This is a genomic window from Paenibacillus chondroitinus NBRC 15376 (assembly GCF_004000765.1).
Classification (GTDB): Bacteria; Bacillota; Bacilli; order Paenibacillales; family NBRC-103111; genus Paenibacillus_E; species Paenibacillus_E chondroitinus.
This window is the reverse complement of sequence record NZ_BILW01000003.1, coordinates 182,863-199,738: the sequence shown is the minus strand read 5'-3', so window position 1 is coordinate 199,738 and position 16,876 is coordinate 182,863. Positions and strand designations below refer to the sequence as shown.

13 protein-coding genes and 1 riboswitch are annotated in these 16,876 nt (G+C 46.4%); of the genes, 11 read left to right on the top strand and 2 right to left on the bottom strand.

Annotation, left to right across the window (positions count from 1 at the left end):
* The first annotated feature begins 78 nt into the window (after positions 1-78).
* The 7 genes from PCH02S_RS05470 to PCH02S_RS05440 all read left to right on the top strand — a co-directional run bounded on the left by PCH02S_RS05470 (position 79) and on the right by PCH02S_RS05440 (position 9,613).
* The gene (locus PCH02S_RS05470) at positions 79-2,415 is read left to right on the top strand and encodes a helix-turn-helix domain-containing protein (RefSeq protein WP_127450836.1); all 2,337 of its coding nucleotides are present in this window, start codon (positions 79-81) and stop codon (positions 2,413-2,415) included.
* 96 nt (positions 2,416-2,511) lie between these two features.
* Entirely contained in the window at positions 2,512-3,489 is a 978-nt protein-coding gene (locus PCH02S_RS05465; protein WP_127450834.1) for an ABC transporter permease, read from the top strand.
* 12 nt (positions 3,490-3,501) lie between these two features.
* Positions 3,502-4,398 carry a carbohydrate ABC transporter permease gene (locus PCH02S_RS05460; protein WP_246068957.1) on the top strand — a complete coding sequence of 299 codons (897 nt, stop codon included), beginning with the start codon at positions 3,502-3,504 and terminating at the stop codon, positions 4,396-4,398.
* A 46-nt stretch (positions 4,399-4,444) separates the two neighbouring features.
* Positions 4,445-5,998 (top strand): extracellular solute-binding protein, encoded by a 1,554-nt coding sequence (locus PCH02S_RS05455; protein WP_127450832.1) that lies wholly within the window; start codon positions 4,445-4,447, stop codon positions 5,996-5,998.
* A gap of 81 nt (positions 5,999-6,079) precedes the next feature.
* Positions 6,080-7,792, top strand: a complete 1,713-nt coding sequence (locus PCH02S_RS05450) for a hypothetical protein (protein ID WP_127450831.1) — start codon at positions 6,080-6,082, stop codon at positions 7,790-7,792.
* A 25-nt stretch (positions 7,793-7,817) separates the two neighbouring features.
* Complete coding sequence (locus PCH02S_RS05445) at positions 7,818-8,933, top strand: oligogalacturonate lyase family protein (protein WP_127450829.1); 1,116 nt, start codon at positions 7,818-7,820, stop codon at positions 8,931-8,933.
* 73 nt (positions 8,934-9,006) lie between these two features.
* Positions 9,007-9,143: riboswitch (cyclic di-AMP (ydaO/yuaA leader) on the top strand.
* An 86-nt stretch (positions 9,144-9,229) separates the two neighbouring features.
* Complete coding sequence (locus tag PCH02S_RS05440) at positions 9,230-9,613, top strand: hypothetical protein (protein WP_127450828.1); 384 nt, start codon at positions 9,230-9,232, stop codon at positions 9,611-9,613.
* A 57-nt stretch (positions 9,614-9,670) separates the two neighbouring features.
* On the opposite strand, the gene PCH02S_RS05435 is transcribed toward PCH02S_RS05440, so the two are convergent.
* Positions 9,671-10,528, bottom strand: coding sequence for an alpha/beta fold hydrolase (locus PCH02S_RS05435; RefSeq protein ID WP_127450826.1), 858 nt, complete (start codon positions 10,526-10,528; stop codon positions 9,671-9,673).
* A 174-nt stretch (positions 10,529-10,702) separates the two neighbouring features.
* Between PCH02S_RS05435 and gudD the strand changes: the two genes are divergently transcribed.
* Complete coding sequence (gene gudD, locus PCH02S_RS05430; protein WP_127450824.1) at positions 10,703-12,070, top strand: glucarate dehydratase; 1,368 nt, start codon at positions 10,703-10,705, stop codon at positions 12,068-12,070.
* 76 nt (positions 12,071-12,146) lie between these two features.
* Here the strand turns inward: gudD and PCH02S_RS05425 are convergent, their stop codons facing one another.
* A complete protein-coding gene (locus PCH02S_RS05425) occupies positions 12,147-13,652 on the bottom strand; it encodes a glycoside hydrolase family 26 protein (RefSeq protein WP_246068956.1) in 1,506 nt (501 codons plus the stop codon).
* Between the two features lie 280 nt (positions 13,653-13,932).
* Here PCH02S_RS05425 and PCH02S_RS05420 point away from each other — a divergent pair, with 280 nt between their 5' ends.
* From PCH02S_RS05420 to PCH02S_RS05410, 3 genes are read left to right on the top strand one after another with little or no spacing between them, the layout of a single operon-like run.
* On the top strand, positions 13,933-14,964 hold the full coding sequence (locus tag PCH02S_RS05420) for a LacI family DNA-binding transcriptional regulator (protein ID WP_127450820.1): 1,032 nt from the start codon (positions 13,933-13,935) through the stop codon (positions 14,962-14,964).
* Between the two features lie 5 nt (positions 14,965-14,969).
* Positions 14,970-15,794 carry an ABC transporter permease gene (locus PCH02S_RS05415; protein WP_127450819.1) on the top strand — a complete coding sequence of 275 codons (825 nt, stop codon included), beginning with the start codon at positions 14,970-14,972 and terminating at the stop codon, positions 15,792-15,794.
* Between the two features lie 35 nt (positions 15,795-15,829).
* On the top strand, positions 15,830-16,861 hold the full coding sequence (locus PCH02S_RS05410) for an ABC transporter ATP-binding protein (protein ID WP_127450817.1): 1,032 nt from the start codon (positions 15,830-15,832) through the stop codon (positions 16,859-16,861).
* The last annotated feature ends 15 nt before the right edge of the window (positions 16,862-16,876 follow it).

Sequence of the window (16,876 nt, the reverse complement as noted above, 5' to 3'; positions counted from 1 at the left end):
TGGTAATTTGTAAGCGTTACCATTACACGTGTGCCACATTGTCGAGCCTCTATTTTACACAGAGAAAAGGAGATAACCATGCGATTTTTACAAGGTAACATATCGGCCAGATTCAAGGTAATTTATGGTGTGTTTTTCCTAATCATCATTTCTTCCACCGTGTGGTTGTCCTATTTAAGCTCGAAAGGGGGCATGGAAGATCAGCTCCGCCGCACGAATACAGCGCTGCTTCATCTCAGTCAGCAGAAGATTGAAATGATGCTGCATGAAATTGATACGAGTACAATTAATTTCATCCAAGAACCCGATGTCGAGTTATTCCTCAATGGCAGATATGCGAGCGATGAGCTACGGCTCAATTATTTCCGCATTTTGAATACGCGGTTCAAGACGCTGATGTTTACAAACAGCAATATCTCTTCGTTTTATTTATATTCTCTGGCGAACAAGAGCTTGTTGACCGATGTGACATACTCGGATGAATCCAGCTTCTACGATATGGCTTGGCATGATGCTTATGTGAGCATGAAGGGCTACGGCGAATGGCTCGATACCAGGAAGGTAACGGAGGTCAGTTCAGGACTGCAAATTGAGAAAAATATGATTACCTTGGTGCGGACTTACCCCTTGATCAGTTTGCCGCAGTTTCGCAAAGGTGCCATTATTGTCAATGTCGCGGAAAGCACGCTATCCAATCTCATTCAAGATGTGGATCAGCAAAGGGCAGGTCAAACATTAGTTATTAATAACCAAGGGATGATTATTTCTTCGCAGAACAAAGAGCATCTGTTTCATTCCTTCAGCACGATTCCCGGCGCCCCCGAGATCAGTGAGTTCAAGGATAACGGTTATATCACGACGCACTCGAAAAGTGGAAGCTACACCACCTTTTATCTAACTTCCAGTTACAATGGTTGGAAATACATCAGTATCGTTCCCGATCCCGAGATGAACCGACCTTTAATGATTGTCCGCAATTTATTGCTGGTTGTGACAGCGGGAATGTTCTTGCTAGCTATTGTTCTTGTCTTTGCAGTAAGCAACTACACGTTCCGGCCGCTTGAGCTTTTCTTTCATTCCGTTGCGGGTAAGAAATCGGTCCGCACCGGCGACCTTACCTATATGGAGCAGTTTTTCAAACAGATGATATCTGACAACGAATCTTTGCAGAAACAAATGAATGACAGCTTGCCTGCGTTGAAATGGCGTCTGATCATGAGTCTGCTAATGGGGGATAAAACAAACTATAACCGGATGAAGCCGTATTTCCATACGCTCGGGATCGATTTATATCATAAACAATTCATCGTGCTCATCATCGAACTGGATCGCATCCAAGAGAATCACACTCCGCGAGATGTGTATTTATTTACTTATGCCATCAGCAATGTTGCGGACGAACTCATCGCAGGCGTATGCAAGGGGACTTCCGTGGAATTGACCGATGGGAGAGTCACTGTCATTATGAGCTTCGAATCGGAGGATTCGCAAGGCAATCAAATTCAAGCTCTGCAAGTGGCTGATCTGGTGAAAAATTATGTAGGGATTCATTTTAAACAAACCGTAACCATTGGTGTAGGCAGTCCACAATTCAATTTGGAAGGCATCCAGATTTCCTATGAAGAAGCGCTGAATGCGTTGAAATATAAGTTAATTATGGGCGATAACACGGTTGTCTCCATCGACGATATTGCGGGCAGCAATTATAATGAGAAATTTTACCGGATCACAGCGCTAATTGATTCTGTCGTCAACCTGATTCGGGATACGGATAAAAACAAGCTTCGATCACAGCTGGATAAAATCTTTGGCGAGGTTGTGGCGGGCAATGTTCCTCCCGAGTTAATTAAGCAGATGTGCATTCAGATGATTATGAAATCCATTAAGGTCATATCGGATAAAGGTCTCGAAATCAAAGAATTCCTGGACCCGAAGGAAAACATCTATGACCGGATTGAAAGCTGTGTCAAAGTCGCTGAGCTGAAGAGCTACATGTCCGATTTCCTGCATCAGCTCATTGTGCGCACCGAAGAGAAACGGCTTTCCAAAGGTCACCACGATACCATCGGGCAGGTTCTGGCGTATCTCGAGCAGCATTACATGGATAGCGATCTCTCGCTTAATCTGTTGGCGGCGCAATTTGAGCTAAGCGTTCCTTATCTAAGCAAGCTCTTCAAGGAAACGACGGAAACTAATTTTATGGATTGTCTGATTCAGATCCGCATGGAGAAGTCGAAGGAGCTGCTGCTGGGCTCAAAGCTGAAAGTCAACGCCATTGCGGAGAGCGTTGGATATAACAATGTTCAGAGTTTTATACGCATTTTCAAGAAATATACCGGCCAAACACCAGGGGAATTCAGGGAAAATCTTAAAAAAGGCGAAGATGATAAAAATAGCGAATCCGTTTCCGGTTAAAAAAGGTGTGTATTTTTAAAAAGTGTCTATATGCCAAAACGATCCTGGAACGATACCATAAAGGTGCAAGACATCGACCTGAAAGGAGGTAGGGACATGAAATCACGAACCGTCGGGGCCACGACCGCACAAGCCATTATTGGGAAGAAGGAGCAAACAACGAAGCTTAAACGGGCATGGAAGTATGTGAAGCGGGATAAATACTTGTATCTCTTGCTGCTTCCCATCTTTGCTTACTATTTCCTATTTAAGTACACGCCGATGTTCGGTGAGATCATTGCCTTCAAAAATTATCGTTTCGCCGATGGGATATGGGGGAGTCAGTGGGTTGGCCTAAAACATTTCAACAGATTGTTCACGAGTCCGGATTTTTTCAATGTATTAAAGAACACGCTTCTCCTGAATGTGTACAGTATCGTTTTCGCTTTCCCGGTTCCTATTGCACTAGCCATCCTTTTAAATGAAGTCCGACTGGAATGGTACAAGCGAACGATTCAGAATCTGCTTTATATTCCGCATTTTATCTCCTGGGTTGTACTTGGCGGAATTGTTATCGCGCTGCTGTCTCCCTCCACGGGGATCGTAAACTTTGCTTTAGTGAAGCTGTTCGGCATTGAGCCGATCTATTTCATGGCAAGCACCTTCTGGTGGCCGATTACATTCATCTTGTCGGGGATCTGGCAGAATGCGGGTTGGGGAACCATTCTCTACCTGGCCGCCATGGCGGGTATTGATCCTCAGCTGTATGAAGCAGCGAAGATTGATGGAGCGAGCAAGCTTCGGCGCATCTGGCACGTAACACTGCCGGGCATCCGATCCACGATCGCGATTCTGCTGATCCTGCGTGTGGGTCAGATGATGGATGTGGGCTTCGAGCATATTTTCGTGCTGCAAAATAAAGCGGTTTCAGAAGTAGCGAATGTCATTAGCACCTATGTTTATCATGTAGGTCTTGAAGGCGCGCAGTACAGCTATACGACGGCACTTGGCTTGTTTCAATCCGTCATTGGCTTGATTCTGGTGGTCAGCGTGAATCGATTAATTAAAGCCTTAGGCGAGAATGGGCTATGGTAGGAGGGGAATGCGGTGTTCGGCAGTCAGAGCTCGTCAGTTAAGCTGGTTTATGGTGTCATCTATGTGTTTCTGGCGGTACTTGCCATGATGACGTTGTTCCCGTTCATTCATGTGCTATCTACCTCATTAAGCTCTTCTCGGGCCATTATGTCTGGGGAAGTGTTCCTATGGCCGAAGGAGATCACATTCACTTCTTTTAAAAACTTGATTGAAGACGGCCAGCTGTTTAATGCTATGAAAAATACATTAATCATTACGGTTGTAGGAACTTCCATTAACCTTGTAGCAACGATCATGGCGGCCTATCCGTTGAGTCGCAAGCGGCTTAAGGGCAGGAATGCTCTGCTTATGATCATAACGTTCACCATGTTGTTCGGCGGAGGGATCATTCCCAATTATATCCTCATCAAAACGCTGGGCATCATGAACACGTATTGGGCACTTTGGCTGCCTGGTCTTCTAAGCACGTACAATTTTTTCGTCATGAAATCATTTTTCGAAGGATTGCCTTCGGAACTTGAGGAATCTGCAGCGATTGACGGAGCTAATGACCTGTTCATTATTTGGAAAATTATTCTTCCGCTCTCCATGCCGATTATTGCGGCGTTAACGTTATTTTATTCGGTTACCTGGTGGAATTCGTATATGAATGTGCTCATGTATATCACGAATTCGGGGAAGCTTTCTTTGATGGTGAAGCTGCTGCAGATGATCGATACGACAAGCCAGAATCTGCTTAATACGAATGCGACCAACGGGAGCGAAGGTGCTTCTATGCAAACGATGGTAACTCCGGAGGGTTTAAGAGCTGCTGCCATCATCATCTCGGTGCTTCCGATCTTGTGTGTTTATCCATTCTTACAGAAGTATTTTGTCAAAGGCGTCTTGATTGGTTCAATTAAAGGCTAATCGAAAATTCAAGCTTATCATTCTTATTGCAGGAGGCGAAGATTTCATGATGAAACAAAAGCACGTAGCTTTAACGCTAGTCGCTTCTTTATTCACAATTGCAGCTTGCTCCTCTCCAACTAGCTCAGATAATACTGGAAAATCGTCAGGAGAGAATAAGAAACTGGAAGTCAGTGTTTCCATCCTTGACCGCGGCCAAGTGGCGAGTGACGAAGGAACTTATGAGAGTAACCGGACGACTAAATACATCAGTGAGAAATCGGGTATCAATGTGAAGTGGGTTCCGATCCTGCGGACTGAATCAACGAAGAAATTAAACACGCTCATCGCAGCCGGCGAAGCCCCGGATATGATGTGGGAGTTCGGGCGAGATTACATGGCGACATTGAAAGAGCAGGGAGCCATTCAGCCAATCGACGAATATATCGAGAAATACAGCACCTCCTACAAAGCTTATTTGAAAGCGCATCCGGAGCTGAAGCCATACACCATGTTTGATGGCAAAACCTATATGGCGACCAGCGCAAGGGGTATTGACGCCATTGCGAATCACGGCATGTGGATCCGCCAGGACTGGCTCGATAAGCTGGGACTGAAGGCGCCGACGACCATGGATGAGTTGGTCACTGTCATGCGGGCGTTTCGGGATAAAGATCCTGATGGCAACGGTAAAAATGACACGTTGGGTGCTGCTTTTAACTATAATTACACGGGTATTATTCAGGCGATGTACGCATCCAACAAGAGTAACTGGTATCTGGATAATGATAAAATCGTGTACGGCGGTTTAACCGATCGGTATGCCGATGTGCTTGCACAGCTTAAACTTTTTTTCGATGAAGGGCTGATTGACAAAGAATATATCACAGACAAGAACTTCCAGAAGGAAAGACAGCTGTTCGTGACAGGTAAAGCAGGTATCTACTTCGCAAGCTGGAACATTGGTGCCGAATACCGTGAATTGAAACAAAATGTACCTAATTCGCAGCTTGTACCGCTGGAGCCGGTATCAACGAAGTATGGGAAGTTCGGCTTGTACCAAGAACCGCCGGCAAACCGTTTGATTGTTTTTAATAAAGATATGAAAAATCCGGAAGCTGCCATCAAATTGCTGGATTGGTGGATAGACAAAAACTGGTTCAATGTCAGATTCGGCACGGAAGGTGTTCATTACAAGCTGGTTAATGGTGTTCCTCAAACGATTGATGCCGAGAAGAATAAGAAGGAAACGATCTATGCGCCAGAGTATGCCGTGCTCGATCAATGGAGTCCGAAACCAGAGGATTTCGCTGTGATGGCGGCAACGGATGCAATCTCTCAGGAATATGCCAAAGTGCAGGGTGAATCGCTCAAGGTCGCTATGAAAAACAAATACAGACGCGATATTCCGTTTAACCCAACATTTCCAGAACTGAGCGAAACTTCTACGTCATTCGGCCCACTATCGGATGATATTGAAACAAAAGTCATTACAGGCGGTGCCCAATATTCGCCGCAATGGGGCATGGAACAGCTTCGCAAGGAATGGAAACGTCTCGGTGGGGATAACGTTGATAAATTAGCGCAAGATTGGTATCAGAAAAATGTGAAGGGCAAGTAAACGGCATAGAAGGCTAAACAGCCTCCCGATTCGAACAGGAGTTGGGGGGCTATTTCATACGAATGAGGGAGTGTAATCACGATGACAATGGATGCAAATAAGATGCTGCTTGATCAGCTTGAGAAATGGCACAAAGACTATACGCCTGAACTGCGGATGGTTCGCAAGCCTTTCCATACGCCGGGTTATCACAGTACGTTGAAAGATGTAGCGTTTACTCACCCGACCCTGGCAGCGTGTGTTTATGCGCTGGGATTGCTGGACAGCCGCCAGCCTCTTCATGTAGAACGAGCACACGGCATACTGGAACAGGTGATTAGCCTGCAGGATCAAAATCCAGAGCATGCGACCTTCGGGATCTGGTCTTGGTTCTACGAAGAGCCGCTGGAGAGGATGGCTCCGCCAGATTGGAATTGGGCGGACTTCTGCGGTAAGAGACTGGTGCTGGCTGAGCAGCGGCACTCTGATATCCTAAGCCCGGAGCTGCGCGAGCAAATCCGGCAGGCGCTTTATTGTGCATGCGACGCCATTATCAAGCGAAATGTCGGTCCTAGCTACACGAACATTGCCATTATGGGTGCCTTCGTTACTTTGCTTACAGGCGAGGTCTATGGCGAAGAAAAGTACTTGAATTACGGTTTGGAGCGTTTACGTCTCTTCAGCGAGTACACGAAACAGCTGGGAACTTTCCAGGAGTATAACAGTCCGACATATACGATCGTGGCGATACAGGAATTGTCCAGTATTCATACTGCGACCCAAGTTGCGGAAGCGAAACAGCTCAGCTCGGAGATGCTGGATGTGGCATGGGGGATGGTGGCCGAGCATTTCCACGCTCCGAGCAAGCAATGGTCAGGCCCGCACAGCCGTGCCTATCATACGATGATGACGCCGGAAGTACTATCGTTCTTGCAGCTTGCCAGCCAAGGGGAGTTGAATTTTATGCCAGACGATCAGCTGACCTACAATCTGGATTGGTATGGCAATGATATCGGATGTCCTGAGAAGTACATACCGGCGTTCAAACAAACAAAAACAGCGGAGCATGTTCAGACGATTAGCAAAGACGAAGCTGGCGATACGGTTAACCAAGCAATTACGTATATGGAAGGGCCGGTTAGTGTGGGAACTTTCAGCAAAGACGTGATGTGGAATCAGCGCCGCAATTTGCTAGCTTATGTACGCAATGGTGACGCATCCACCTACGTTCATTTGCGCCTTTTGAACGAAGGCTACGACTACTCTTCCGGAATTTATTCCAGTGTTCAAAAGGGGAAGGATGTGTTGTTCGGCATCGGATTTTGCACGAATGGCGGCAATACGCACATTGGGCTCGATCCCATTGACGGGACTATTGAATCAACGGACCTAAGAGTTCGCTTTGAGATTGGAGGCAGCCAGCACGAGGTTCGGGCAGAAGCTGTTTCGCCAGCGGCTGATTTAGCTTTGGTACACATAGCTGAGCAGACGCTGCAGGTGAAAAAAATATTCGCAGCCTTTGACGGGGAACAGCCAAGATGGGAGCTCGGGCAGGAGCCGGATAAACGGTTTCTTGACTATGTCATCTACGCCGGCGAGCGGAAGAAATTTGATTTCGCTAGCATGCAGGAAGCGCTGCTTCTGTTTGCATGGCGTTTGGGTGAACGGGGAGATGAACTCGACGCAACGGCTTCCGTCGTACAAGCGAACGCAGAGGTTCGGGCGGAGTTCCGTGCTCCAAACCGCTCGGTCCTTCAATTGACCTTGCCGCTTAAACCTGCCGAGAAGATGAAGATGCTGCGGCCTCGGCCCTAACATTAAGAGAATGGAGTGATCACAGATGGCTAAAGGATCTACGATTCGTAACGAGTTCCATTCTTTTGCCGATGCCTACACGGGCCGATCTATGACGCGTTTGACAGCCCCGGAGCAGGTAAATCATCATCCTTATTTTTATTATAAAATGATCACAAATGACAATCGCTATCTCATTTACGCTAGCGAGCGAGAGGGAACCCGTCAGCTTTACAGGATGGATCTGAACGATGGAACGGCCTTGCAATTAACGGAAGGGCTCGATATTCACGATTTCAGCTGCAGTCTGACGAGTGACGACAACTACTTGATTTATTGCAGAGATCAGCGAATTATGCGATTGGATATGACGACGCTGATGGAAGACGTTCTCTATACGACACCTGCAGGTTGGAAATCCAATGCCAATCCCGGTCTCAGCTCAGATGACAAGTATCTCGTTCTGGTCGAAATCAATGAAAAAGATGTTGTGCCAGGCAAAGGGGACTGGTCCAACTTCGAACCCCAATGGGCAGCGAAACCGCACTGCCGAATCATCTACCTGGATATCGAACAGCGAACCAGCCATATCGCACATGAGGAGCTGGACTGTTGGCTCGGGCATCCGCAAATTCGTCCCAATGACCCATCGACCATTTTATTTTGTCATGAAGGTCCTGGGCATCTGATTGATGCCAGACTTTGGCTAGTCCAAACGGATGGGACGCGGCTGCGGTGTGCAAAGGAACAGACGCATGATGAGCTCATTACGCATGAATATTGGCTTGCTGATGGCTCTAGATTCGCTTATGTGTACCGGCATAAAGATGATCTCTATCACGAAAGTATCCGTTTCATGGACTCAGAGACATTAGTGGAAGAAGTCTGGATGAATTGCTCCAAGTATTGCCACTTTATTTCGAATGCCAATCATACGCAGATCGTCGGGGACGGGCAGCTGCCCGAGCAGCACTTCATCTATTTAGTGGATGTAGAACAGAGACAAGAAAAGCGGCTATGCTCCCACGGAACCAGCTGGAAGTCATATGGCAACACACAGGATGCCCACCCGCACCCGGCTTTTTCTCCAGATGGCACATTTATCATATTTACCTCTGATATGGAGGGCGTTCCTTGTATATATAAAGTGGATTTGGTTTAATACGTGTATGACTAAGGACTTAGAATAGATAAGAAAATATTACTATTGCTTCTCCTCATACATTGGAGTACATTGATAAAATACGCTTAATTCTTTAGATTAAAGAAGCGGGGGAACCAAGTTTCCTGGGGTGAGTACACATGTAAAGTGTTAGGGTTAACTTTCAACCCGAATCCGTCAGCTAACTTCGTCAGCGTAGAAAGAAATGGATAGAAACATTCAATAGAACAATGTGATTTGAGGTTCTATTCCCTCGCTTCCTTTTTCTCTTCTAGAGAAAATAGGAGGAACTAGACATGCTGCTTATGAAAGTAACCAAGGAATGGAAGAATCTTCTTCCATGGAAGAGAGCCAACGATTCCGTACTGCGTCAACATGAGATTCTCCATTTGAAACAGCGGTTGGAGACGTACGACATTCAATTTCCGAATTTGGCTTACCGGCCATCAGACGTCGAAACACAGACGTTAATGGAAATTAGCAAAACGGTCGCTCAAAACAATGAGCTGCTTAACCAACTGAGTTCAGAAAAGGAATTAGCGGTTGAACAGTCGCTAGCCCATCGCGTCGGAACCACGCTCCAAATTTTACAGGATCACCTCACATTTATCGTAACCATGGCGCATATTTTCAGTGGCCCGTATCCTTGCCTCAGAGCGTACATCAGCCATACCATTTAACGATCTTCAACAATAGAGAAGGAGCTTGCCTGGCGGCAGCTCCTTTTTCGTTTATTCTCATGAATAGATACGGCCAAAAAAGCGCTTGATAAGCTCCGCAACTTGCTGGCTTTGCTCTTCCAGAACAAAATGGCCCCCGCATAAAAAGTGAGTTTCCACACACGTTAAAAGTTCACCGAAAGCAAGTGCCCCTTGCACCGTAAAAATAAAATCATTTTTGCCCCAGGTTATGAGTGTAGGAGGTTGATAAGTTCTTAAGTACTGCTGCCAAACAGGGTATTGTTCGACGTTGGTCCGATAATCGTAACCCAATTCCAACTGAATTTGGCTATTGCCGGGTCGATCCAAAAATAACTGGTCCATTAAATAACCATCGGGACTAATCCTGTAGGGATGACACACACCCGTAACATACTGCATTTTCGTAAAATGAAAGGTTGTAAGCTGAGCAAAGGCCGCTTCGGTTGCAGGATTTCGATCCGCCCAGAGGGCTTTGAAGAGATCGAACGGTTTCCCTAATCCGTTTTCACTAACTACGGCATTCTGAATAACGAATCCTAGAATACGGTGCGGATTTCTTACGGCCAGTCTGAATCCGATAGGACCTCCATAGTCATGGGTGTACAAAATAAAATGAGAAATACAGAGATTATCAATTAACTTTTCAATCAGCATGGATAGATTCTCGAAGGTGTAAGCAAATTCTTCTGTGGAAGGCATACTGCTATTTCCGTATCCAAGATAGTCAGGAGCAATGATATGAAAGTGGTCTGTGAGTTGAGGAATTAAATCCCTGAACATATGGGATGAGCTTGGAAAACCATGAAGAAGGATGATGGTTGGGTTGTATGGACTCCCGGCTTGGCGAAAAAATAACTCCCAACCGTCAATCTTCATTTTTTTATAATGAACCATACTGTCAACTTCCTCTCCGGCGAGCGCATACTATTCCTTAACAAAAATATGTGAATATGAGTTATTTAAGTACTTAGGAGCTAGAGGACGTGGTACAATTTAACTTAAGGTAAGCTAATTCGTTGTCATCTTCATTAAACTGGTATTCATCCACATGAAAGGGAGAGATCAGCCATGAAACAAGAACTGCTAAATGAGCCATCGAGAAATCAAGCTTCCAGCACGCCAATCATTACCGAACTAAAAGTGATTCCAGTTGCAGGGCATGATAGCATGCTCTTCAATCTTAGTGGAGCGCATGCTCCATTCTTTACACGTAACATCGTAATTCTCAAAGACAGTGCAGGTCATACGGGCGTAGGTGAAGTACCGGGCGGCGAGAATATTCGTAAAACGCTTGAAGACGCGAGCCCACTGGTAATCGGTCAATCAATCGGTCAATACAATAACATTCTTACGAAAGTTCGCAAGCAATTCGCTGATCGGGATCAGGGAGGACGCGGTTTGCAGACTTTTGATCTACGCATCACGATACACGCCGTTACGGCATTGGAAGCAGCACTACTTGATCTCTTAGGTAAATTCCTGGATGTTCCGGTTGCAGCACTGCTAGGAGAAGGTCAACAGCGCGATAAAGTAGAGATGTTAGGCTACTTGTTCTATGTTGGGGACCGGAATCGGACAAACCTTCCGTACCTGAGCGCAGAGGATGCTGCGAATGATTGGTTTCGACTGCGTCATGAGGAAGCGCTTACACCTGAAGCCGTTGTGAAACTTGCCGAAGCGGCGTATCAACGATATGGCTTTAATGATTTTAAGTTAAAAGGAGGCGTCCTGCGCGGTGAGGAGGAGATTGAAGCGGTCACTGCGCTGGCGGAACGTTTCCCTCAAGCCAGAATTACCCTTGACCCTAACGGAGCATGGTCTTTAGCTGAGGCGATTCACTTGTGCCGTGATCAGCATCACGTATTGGCTTATGCGGAAGACCCATGCGGAGCAGAAAACGGTTATTCAGGCCGTGAAATCATGGCCGAGTTCCGGCGTGAGACAGGCCTCCCAACGGCAACGAACATGATCGCTACCGATTGGCGCCAGATGGGACATACGATTCAGCTGCAATCTGTCGATATTCCGTTAGCCGATCCACATTTCTGGACAATGCATGGCTCTGTTCGAGTAGCACAGATGTGTCATGAATGGGGGCTCACATGGGGATCTCACTCGAACAACCATTTTGATATCTCGCTTGCGATGTTTACCCATGTGGCAGCAGCAGCGCCGGGAAAAATAACGGCCATTGATACGCACTGGATTTGGCAGGATGGACAGCAGTTAACCAAGGAGCCGTTCCAGATTGTTGGAGGCATGGTGGATGTTCCGAAGAAGCCGGGTCTGGGAGTAGAACTTGATATGGACGCCATTGAGAAGGCGCATCAGCTGTACAAGCAAGAGGGCTTGGGAGCTCGCGATGATGCGCTGGCTATGCAGTTTTATATCCCTAATTGGAAATTTGATAACAAACGTGCTTGTCTTTTGAGATAGTTGATCATAGATAGCCGCTGTTTCCTGATTAGGGGAAACAGCGGCTATTTTTACATATATTCATTTCAATTATCAGTTACTTTTTGCTGACAGCCGTGGGCTCCATCTTGTCATTGTAAGCGATGGCGTACCAAGGTTCTGACGCCGATTCCGCATTCACTTGAATGTCTATTTCCCAGGGAGCCTCATAACTGACACCAAGAAGCTGATTCCCTTGATAAATGGCGATAGCAAATGGGGGTTCCCCCTGCTCGTTCTCCAGCTTAGGATAAACAAGAACGGTTTGTTTGCCAGTAGGAAGAGATTGACCGGTAACAGGCGTATAGCGATAGGAGATGGGGTCAACACCTGTCTCTACTTTGCTAATAAACCAATCGGATTGAATCAGCCTTTGATATAAACCATCCATGAAAGGGTTCTCCCCAATATCATACACATAAGCTCCATTCGTCCGAATTGCTTGAGCTCGACTGAAGTTAAAATAGGTGATGGCTTTCACCTGCGGAAACAATCGCGGCAGTAAACCGTACATGTACCCCAGTTGGCCTTCCGACCAACTCCAGTACGTTTGATTCGTAGGTAAATAGGTGTGAGCAATAGCGCCCTCTGAAATCATAATGGGCTTATGGCGATAACGCTCATAGAGAGGAGCGAAGGTATCGATGACAGTCCCTTTTAGCTGCTCTTTGTCTGCAGAATAGGGTGTGTTATACAAAGAGAAACCAACCCAATCTACATAAGAATCACCTGGATAGTAGTCGTCAATCGTATTCGACGGCGAGAAATTAGGGGACCAAACCATTGCTACATTAGGCGCTTCTTCGGCCATGATGTCGTGAACAAGGCGGAATTTCTCAATATACTGCTGAGGACTTCCGTGCCATGGCACCCATGCACCATTCATTTCCGAAGCATAGCGCAAGAAGATGGGAATGCCGGATGCCTTGGCTTCCCGGGCAAAACGGCGAACGTATTCGTCATCCAGCACGTCGTCCAAGCCAAAACGCGGCTCCCAACCGATCTGGAGTGCGCCGCCAAGTTCTTTCACTCTTTCCGCAGTTCGCGCCGGGAAATAGGTATTCGTATCGGTTTGGACCTTCCGCCAGCCGACATAAGCCAAATAAAGGGCGTGTTTTCGCCCGTACACATCTTCAATCTTCGTAACATCGTACCCGACTCTACGATCCGCCCCTAACATACCAATATAAGCCCCGGATGCTGGCTCATGTTTTGCAAGATGTGGAGATTCCGTTGTCATAGGAACGCGGAGATAAAGCTCCATTTCCGCTGAAGGACTTGGGATGCTGGACCAATCATAGGTTAGTGGCGATATCGAAGGAAGACCGACTGAGTAGGCAGCGATTCGATTTCGATAGGCAGCTGCGGCTTCTGAATAACCGGATTGTACGGATTTCTTCTCCTGGTTCGTCCAATAGGTTAAAATATCCGGCTGTTTGGGCTTGGGAGTTGAGAAAGCAACGGTGGGATGCGTTAGTGCAACAGCAGGTTCTGATCGGCTTTGTTCGTGGTCAATTAATTGCGTATCAATGACAAAAAAAGTGACCGCGATGCAACTCGCCAAGCCGAGGGCTCCTAATGTCCAGACAACCTTTTTAAACATGGGATAAGTAAGTTCCTCTCGTAAGGAAGATAATAGCCTCCGTAGATTCAGTAAGTTAATTGTATGCCCAAAGCTGGGAGACGGTCAATGGAGAGGTCTAGGCTGTTCCAAAGGTTGCGAGAACCTGGGGGCAGCTTCTTTGCCTTTACAATTACTTATCTTGCTGCTAACACAGCAATAATATTTCTAAGTTAAATTAAGTGTGTGGGAACGGTCTCACATACAGAAATGAGGTCGCATCATGGAGCATACGATTAAGGAAATTGCCCTGCGCGCCGGTGTATCCAAATCCACTGTGTCTCGCGTGATATCTGGCAAGGGCTATACCAGCTTGGAAGTACGCAATAAAGTGCTGCAGCTGATTGAAGAACTGCAATATAAGCCCAATGCCGTAGCAAGGGCAATGGTTTCACAAAGAACACATAACATTGGTGTTCTGATTTATCGCCGGCATCATCCGATTGCTTCCCATCCGTTTTATGGGAAAATTCTAGATGCTATTTTAATGACAGCTGCAAGTATGAGTTACTCCGTTTTCGTTACGACGGATCATGAAATGTCGCTGCGTTCGGCCGATTTTATGATGGAAAAAAGAGTGGACGGGCTAATCCTGATTAGCCGTTTGCAGCAAAATGTGATTGATTACATCGCAAACTTCGGAGTTCCCTATGTCATGGTCAATGGCTCCACGGATGTTGATGGTGTCATGCATATTGTGAATCAAGACGAGGAAGGCGGCCGAATGGTTGCTGAGCATCTCGCAGATATGGGGCATCGTCAGATCTTCGTAATCGCTGGACCACAAACGCATCGCAGTCACAATTTGAGACTGAAAGGCTTCAAAAATCAGTTGAAAGAATTGGGGATTCCGTTCCCATCAAGCTCAATCTTACAGGCATCGACGTCCACGTTTGGCGAAGGGTATGAGCTCATGCGAGCCCATTGGGAGGAGTTTCGCGCAGGCGGATATACATCGTTATTTGCTACCAACGACATGATCGCGCTTGGCGCTATGAAGTTTATGCTGGAACAGTCGGTACGTATTCCCGAACAAGTAGCGGTTGTCGGCTTCGATGATATTGACTTTGCCGCTATGTTTTCACCCTCTTTGACAACGATCAGGGTCAATATGGAAGAGATGGGGATTCAGGCTTTCAGTTTGCTCGATAAGCTAATCCGTCAGGAAGCCTACATTGAGCATCCCAAGCAACTAGTGCCCATACTCGTTGTCCGTCAGTCGACTCAAACATTTTCTATTGAAAGGAGTGGTTAGTCCGCATGCGTTGGTATTTAAAAGCAATAGGCCCGCGTAAAATCGTAGAATTTCTCATCCTTGTTGTGTTCGTCATTTTTTTCTTGGGTCCGCTGCTCAATCTTGCTATTCTGGCTTTTACCGGCAAATGGACCTACCCCGATATCTTGCCTCATGAGTGGTCACTGAAATGGTGGACGTTTGTGTTCCAGCAAGAAGATATTGCAAAATCAATCGGCTTGTCTTTTGTCATCGCAACGATCGTAACGGCACTTTCTATTGTGCTTTGCATTCCAGCAGCCTATGCGTTTGCGCGTATACGATTTCCACTTAGCAAATTTTTCTTGTTTTCGTTTCTTCTGACACATGCTTTTCCGAAAATGGGACTTTACGTTTCGATCGCTGTGCTTTTCTTCAAACTCGGACTGATGAACACGTTAATAGGCGTTGTTTTAATCCATATGATTAACGTGCTCATGTTCATGACCTGGATTCCAACAGCTGCTTTCCGCAATGTGCATATGGCGCAAGAGGAATCAGCCAGGGATGTAGGGGCGAGCCCGTTTCGCGTGTTTCGCAGCATTACGCTGCCTATGGCTATGCCGGGAATTATCGTAGCTTCTATCTTTACATTCCTGAACTCGCTCGATGAAGCTCAGGGCACATTCCTTGTGGGCATCCCAAACTATAAAACGATGCCGATTGTCATGTACTCCATCATCAGCGATTATCCAGCCTATGCGGGAGCTGTATTTTCCATTATTTTGACAGCGCCGACGATTATTCTCTTGCTGGCTGCACAGCGCTTTGTGAGCGCAGATATTATGTCCAGCGGCTTCCAACTCAAATGACGACAGATCCATTCCTAAAATTGAAGGGGGCACACATGGACATTCAGCTTTCAGTTCAACAATTGACGAAACGCTATAAAACCGGAGAAGGCGTAACCGGAATTTCTCTAGATGTTCGTAAAGGGGAGTTAATTACATTGCTTGGCCCTTCAGGCTGCGGTAAAACAACCGTTCTTCGCAGCATCGGAGGTTTCCTGGATCCCGATTCCGGCGACATACTCATTGAGGGGAAAAGTGTGCTTCAAGCACCTCCTGAGAAACGTCCGACATCCATGGTTTTTCAAGGTTACAATCTATGGCCGCATATGACGGTTTATGACAATCTCGCATTCGGTCTTAAAATACGCAAGATCAAAAAGACGGAAATCGATAAAGCCGTAAACGAAGTGCTGCAGTTGGTTCGCTTGCCTGGAGCCGAGAAGAAATTTCCAGGGGAACTCTCCGGTGGTCAACAGCAGCGTATAGCGGTTGCAAGATCACTGCTTCTGAAGCCGGCTGTTCTATTGCTTGATGAGCCGTTCTCCGCACTGGATGCCAAGCTTCGCCACGAGATGAGGGAAGAGCTAAGGGAAATTCAGTCCAAAACAGGCCTTACGATGGTATTCGTCACTCATGATCAGGAAGAAGCTTTATCGATTTCGGATCGTATTGTCGTTATGAATCAAGGGAACATCGAACAAATCGCTTCACCACAAGAAATTTATGATGAACCAAGTACATTGTTCGTTTCTCAATTTATTGGCAAAATGAACTTTTTGAAAGGGGTGATCGCTGCCGAACGCGTTACCGTCGGGCATCTAAGTTTTCCAAATTCAAAAAATCTGTCCGGGCATGTACACCTTGCCGTTCGACCTGAAGATGTGATCATAGAAGGTGAAGAAGGACAAGGCCTTTCGGGTGTAATTAAACAAGTGATGGTGCTTGGGCATTATGCCGAAGTATCCATTGATTTACCTCAGTACGGAACAATCCGGGCGTTTCAACCAAGGGATTCTGTCAAGGATCTCCATACAGGACAACAGGTAAAAGCAAACTTCGCCAAAATCATTGCATTTTCCGACAATTAAACCCAAATCCAAGGA

What these genes read in the sequence shown, in the direction of transcription:
- PCH02S_RS05470 (WP_127450836.1), top strand. Translation starts at nt 79, where the DNA reads ATGCGATTTTTACAAGGTAACATATCGGCCAGATTCAAGGTAATTTAT.
- PCH02S_RS05465 (WP_127450834.1), top strand. Translation starts at nt 2,512, where the DNA reads ATGAAATCACGAACCGTCGGGGCCACGACCGCACAAGCCATTATTGGG.
- PCH02S_RS05455 (WP_127450832.1), top strand. Translation starts at nt 4,445, where the DNA reads ATGATGAAACAAAAGCACGTAGCTTTAACGCTAGTCGCTTCTTTATTC.
- PCH02S_RS05450 (WP_127450831.1), top strand. Translation starts at nt 6,080, where the DNA reads ATGACAATGGATGCAAATAAGATGCTGCTTGATCAGCTTGAGAAATGG.
- PCH02S_RS05445 (WP_127450829.1), top strand. Translation starts at nt 7,818, where the DNA reads ATGGCTAAAGGATCTACGATTCGTAACGAGTTCCATTCTTTTGCCGAT.
- PCH02S_RS05440 (WP_127450828.1), top strand. Translation starts at nt 9,230, where the DNA reads ATGCTGCTTATGAAAGTAACCAAGGAATGGAAGAATCTTCTTCCATGG.
- PCH02S_RS05435 (WP_127450826.1), bottom strand. Translation starts at nt 10,528, where the DNA reads ATGGTTCATTATAAAAAAATGAAGATTGACGGTTGGGAGTTATTTTTT.
- gudD (WP_127450824.1), top strand. Translation starts at nt 10,703, where the DNA reads ATGAAACAAGAACTGCTAAATGAGCCATCGAGAAATCAAGCTTCCAGC.
- PCH02S_RS05420 (WP_127450820.1), top strand. Translation starts at nt 13,933, where the DNA reads ATGGAGCATACGATTAAGGAAATTGCCCTGCGCGCCGGTGTATCCAAA.
- PCH02S_RS05415 (WP_127450819.1), top strand. Translation starts at nt 14,970, where the DNA reads ATGCGTTGGTATTTAAAAGCAATAGGCCCGCGTAAAATCGTAGAATTT.
- PCH02S_RS05410 (WP_127450817.1), top strand. Translation starts at nt 15,830, where the DNA reads ATGGACATTCAGCTTTCAGTTCAACAATTGACGAAACGCTATAAAACC.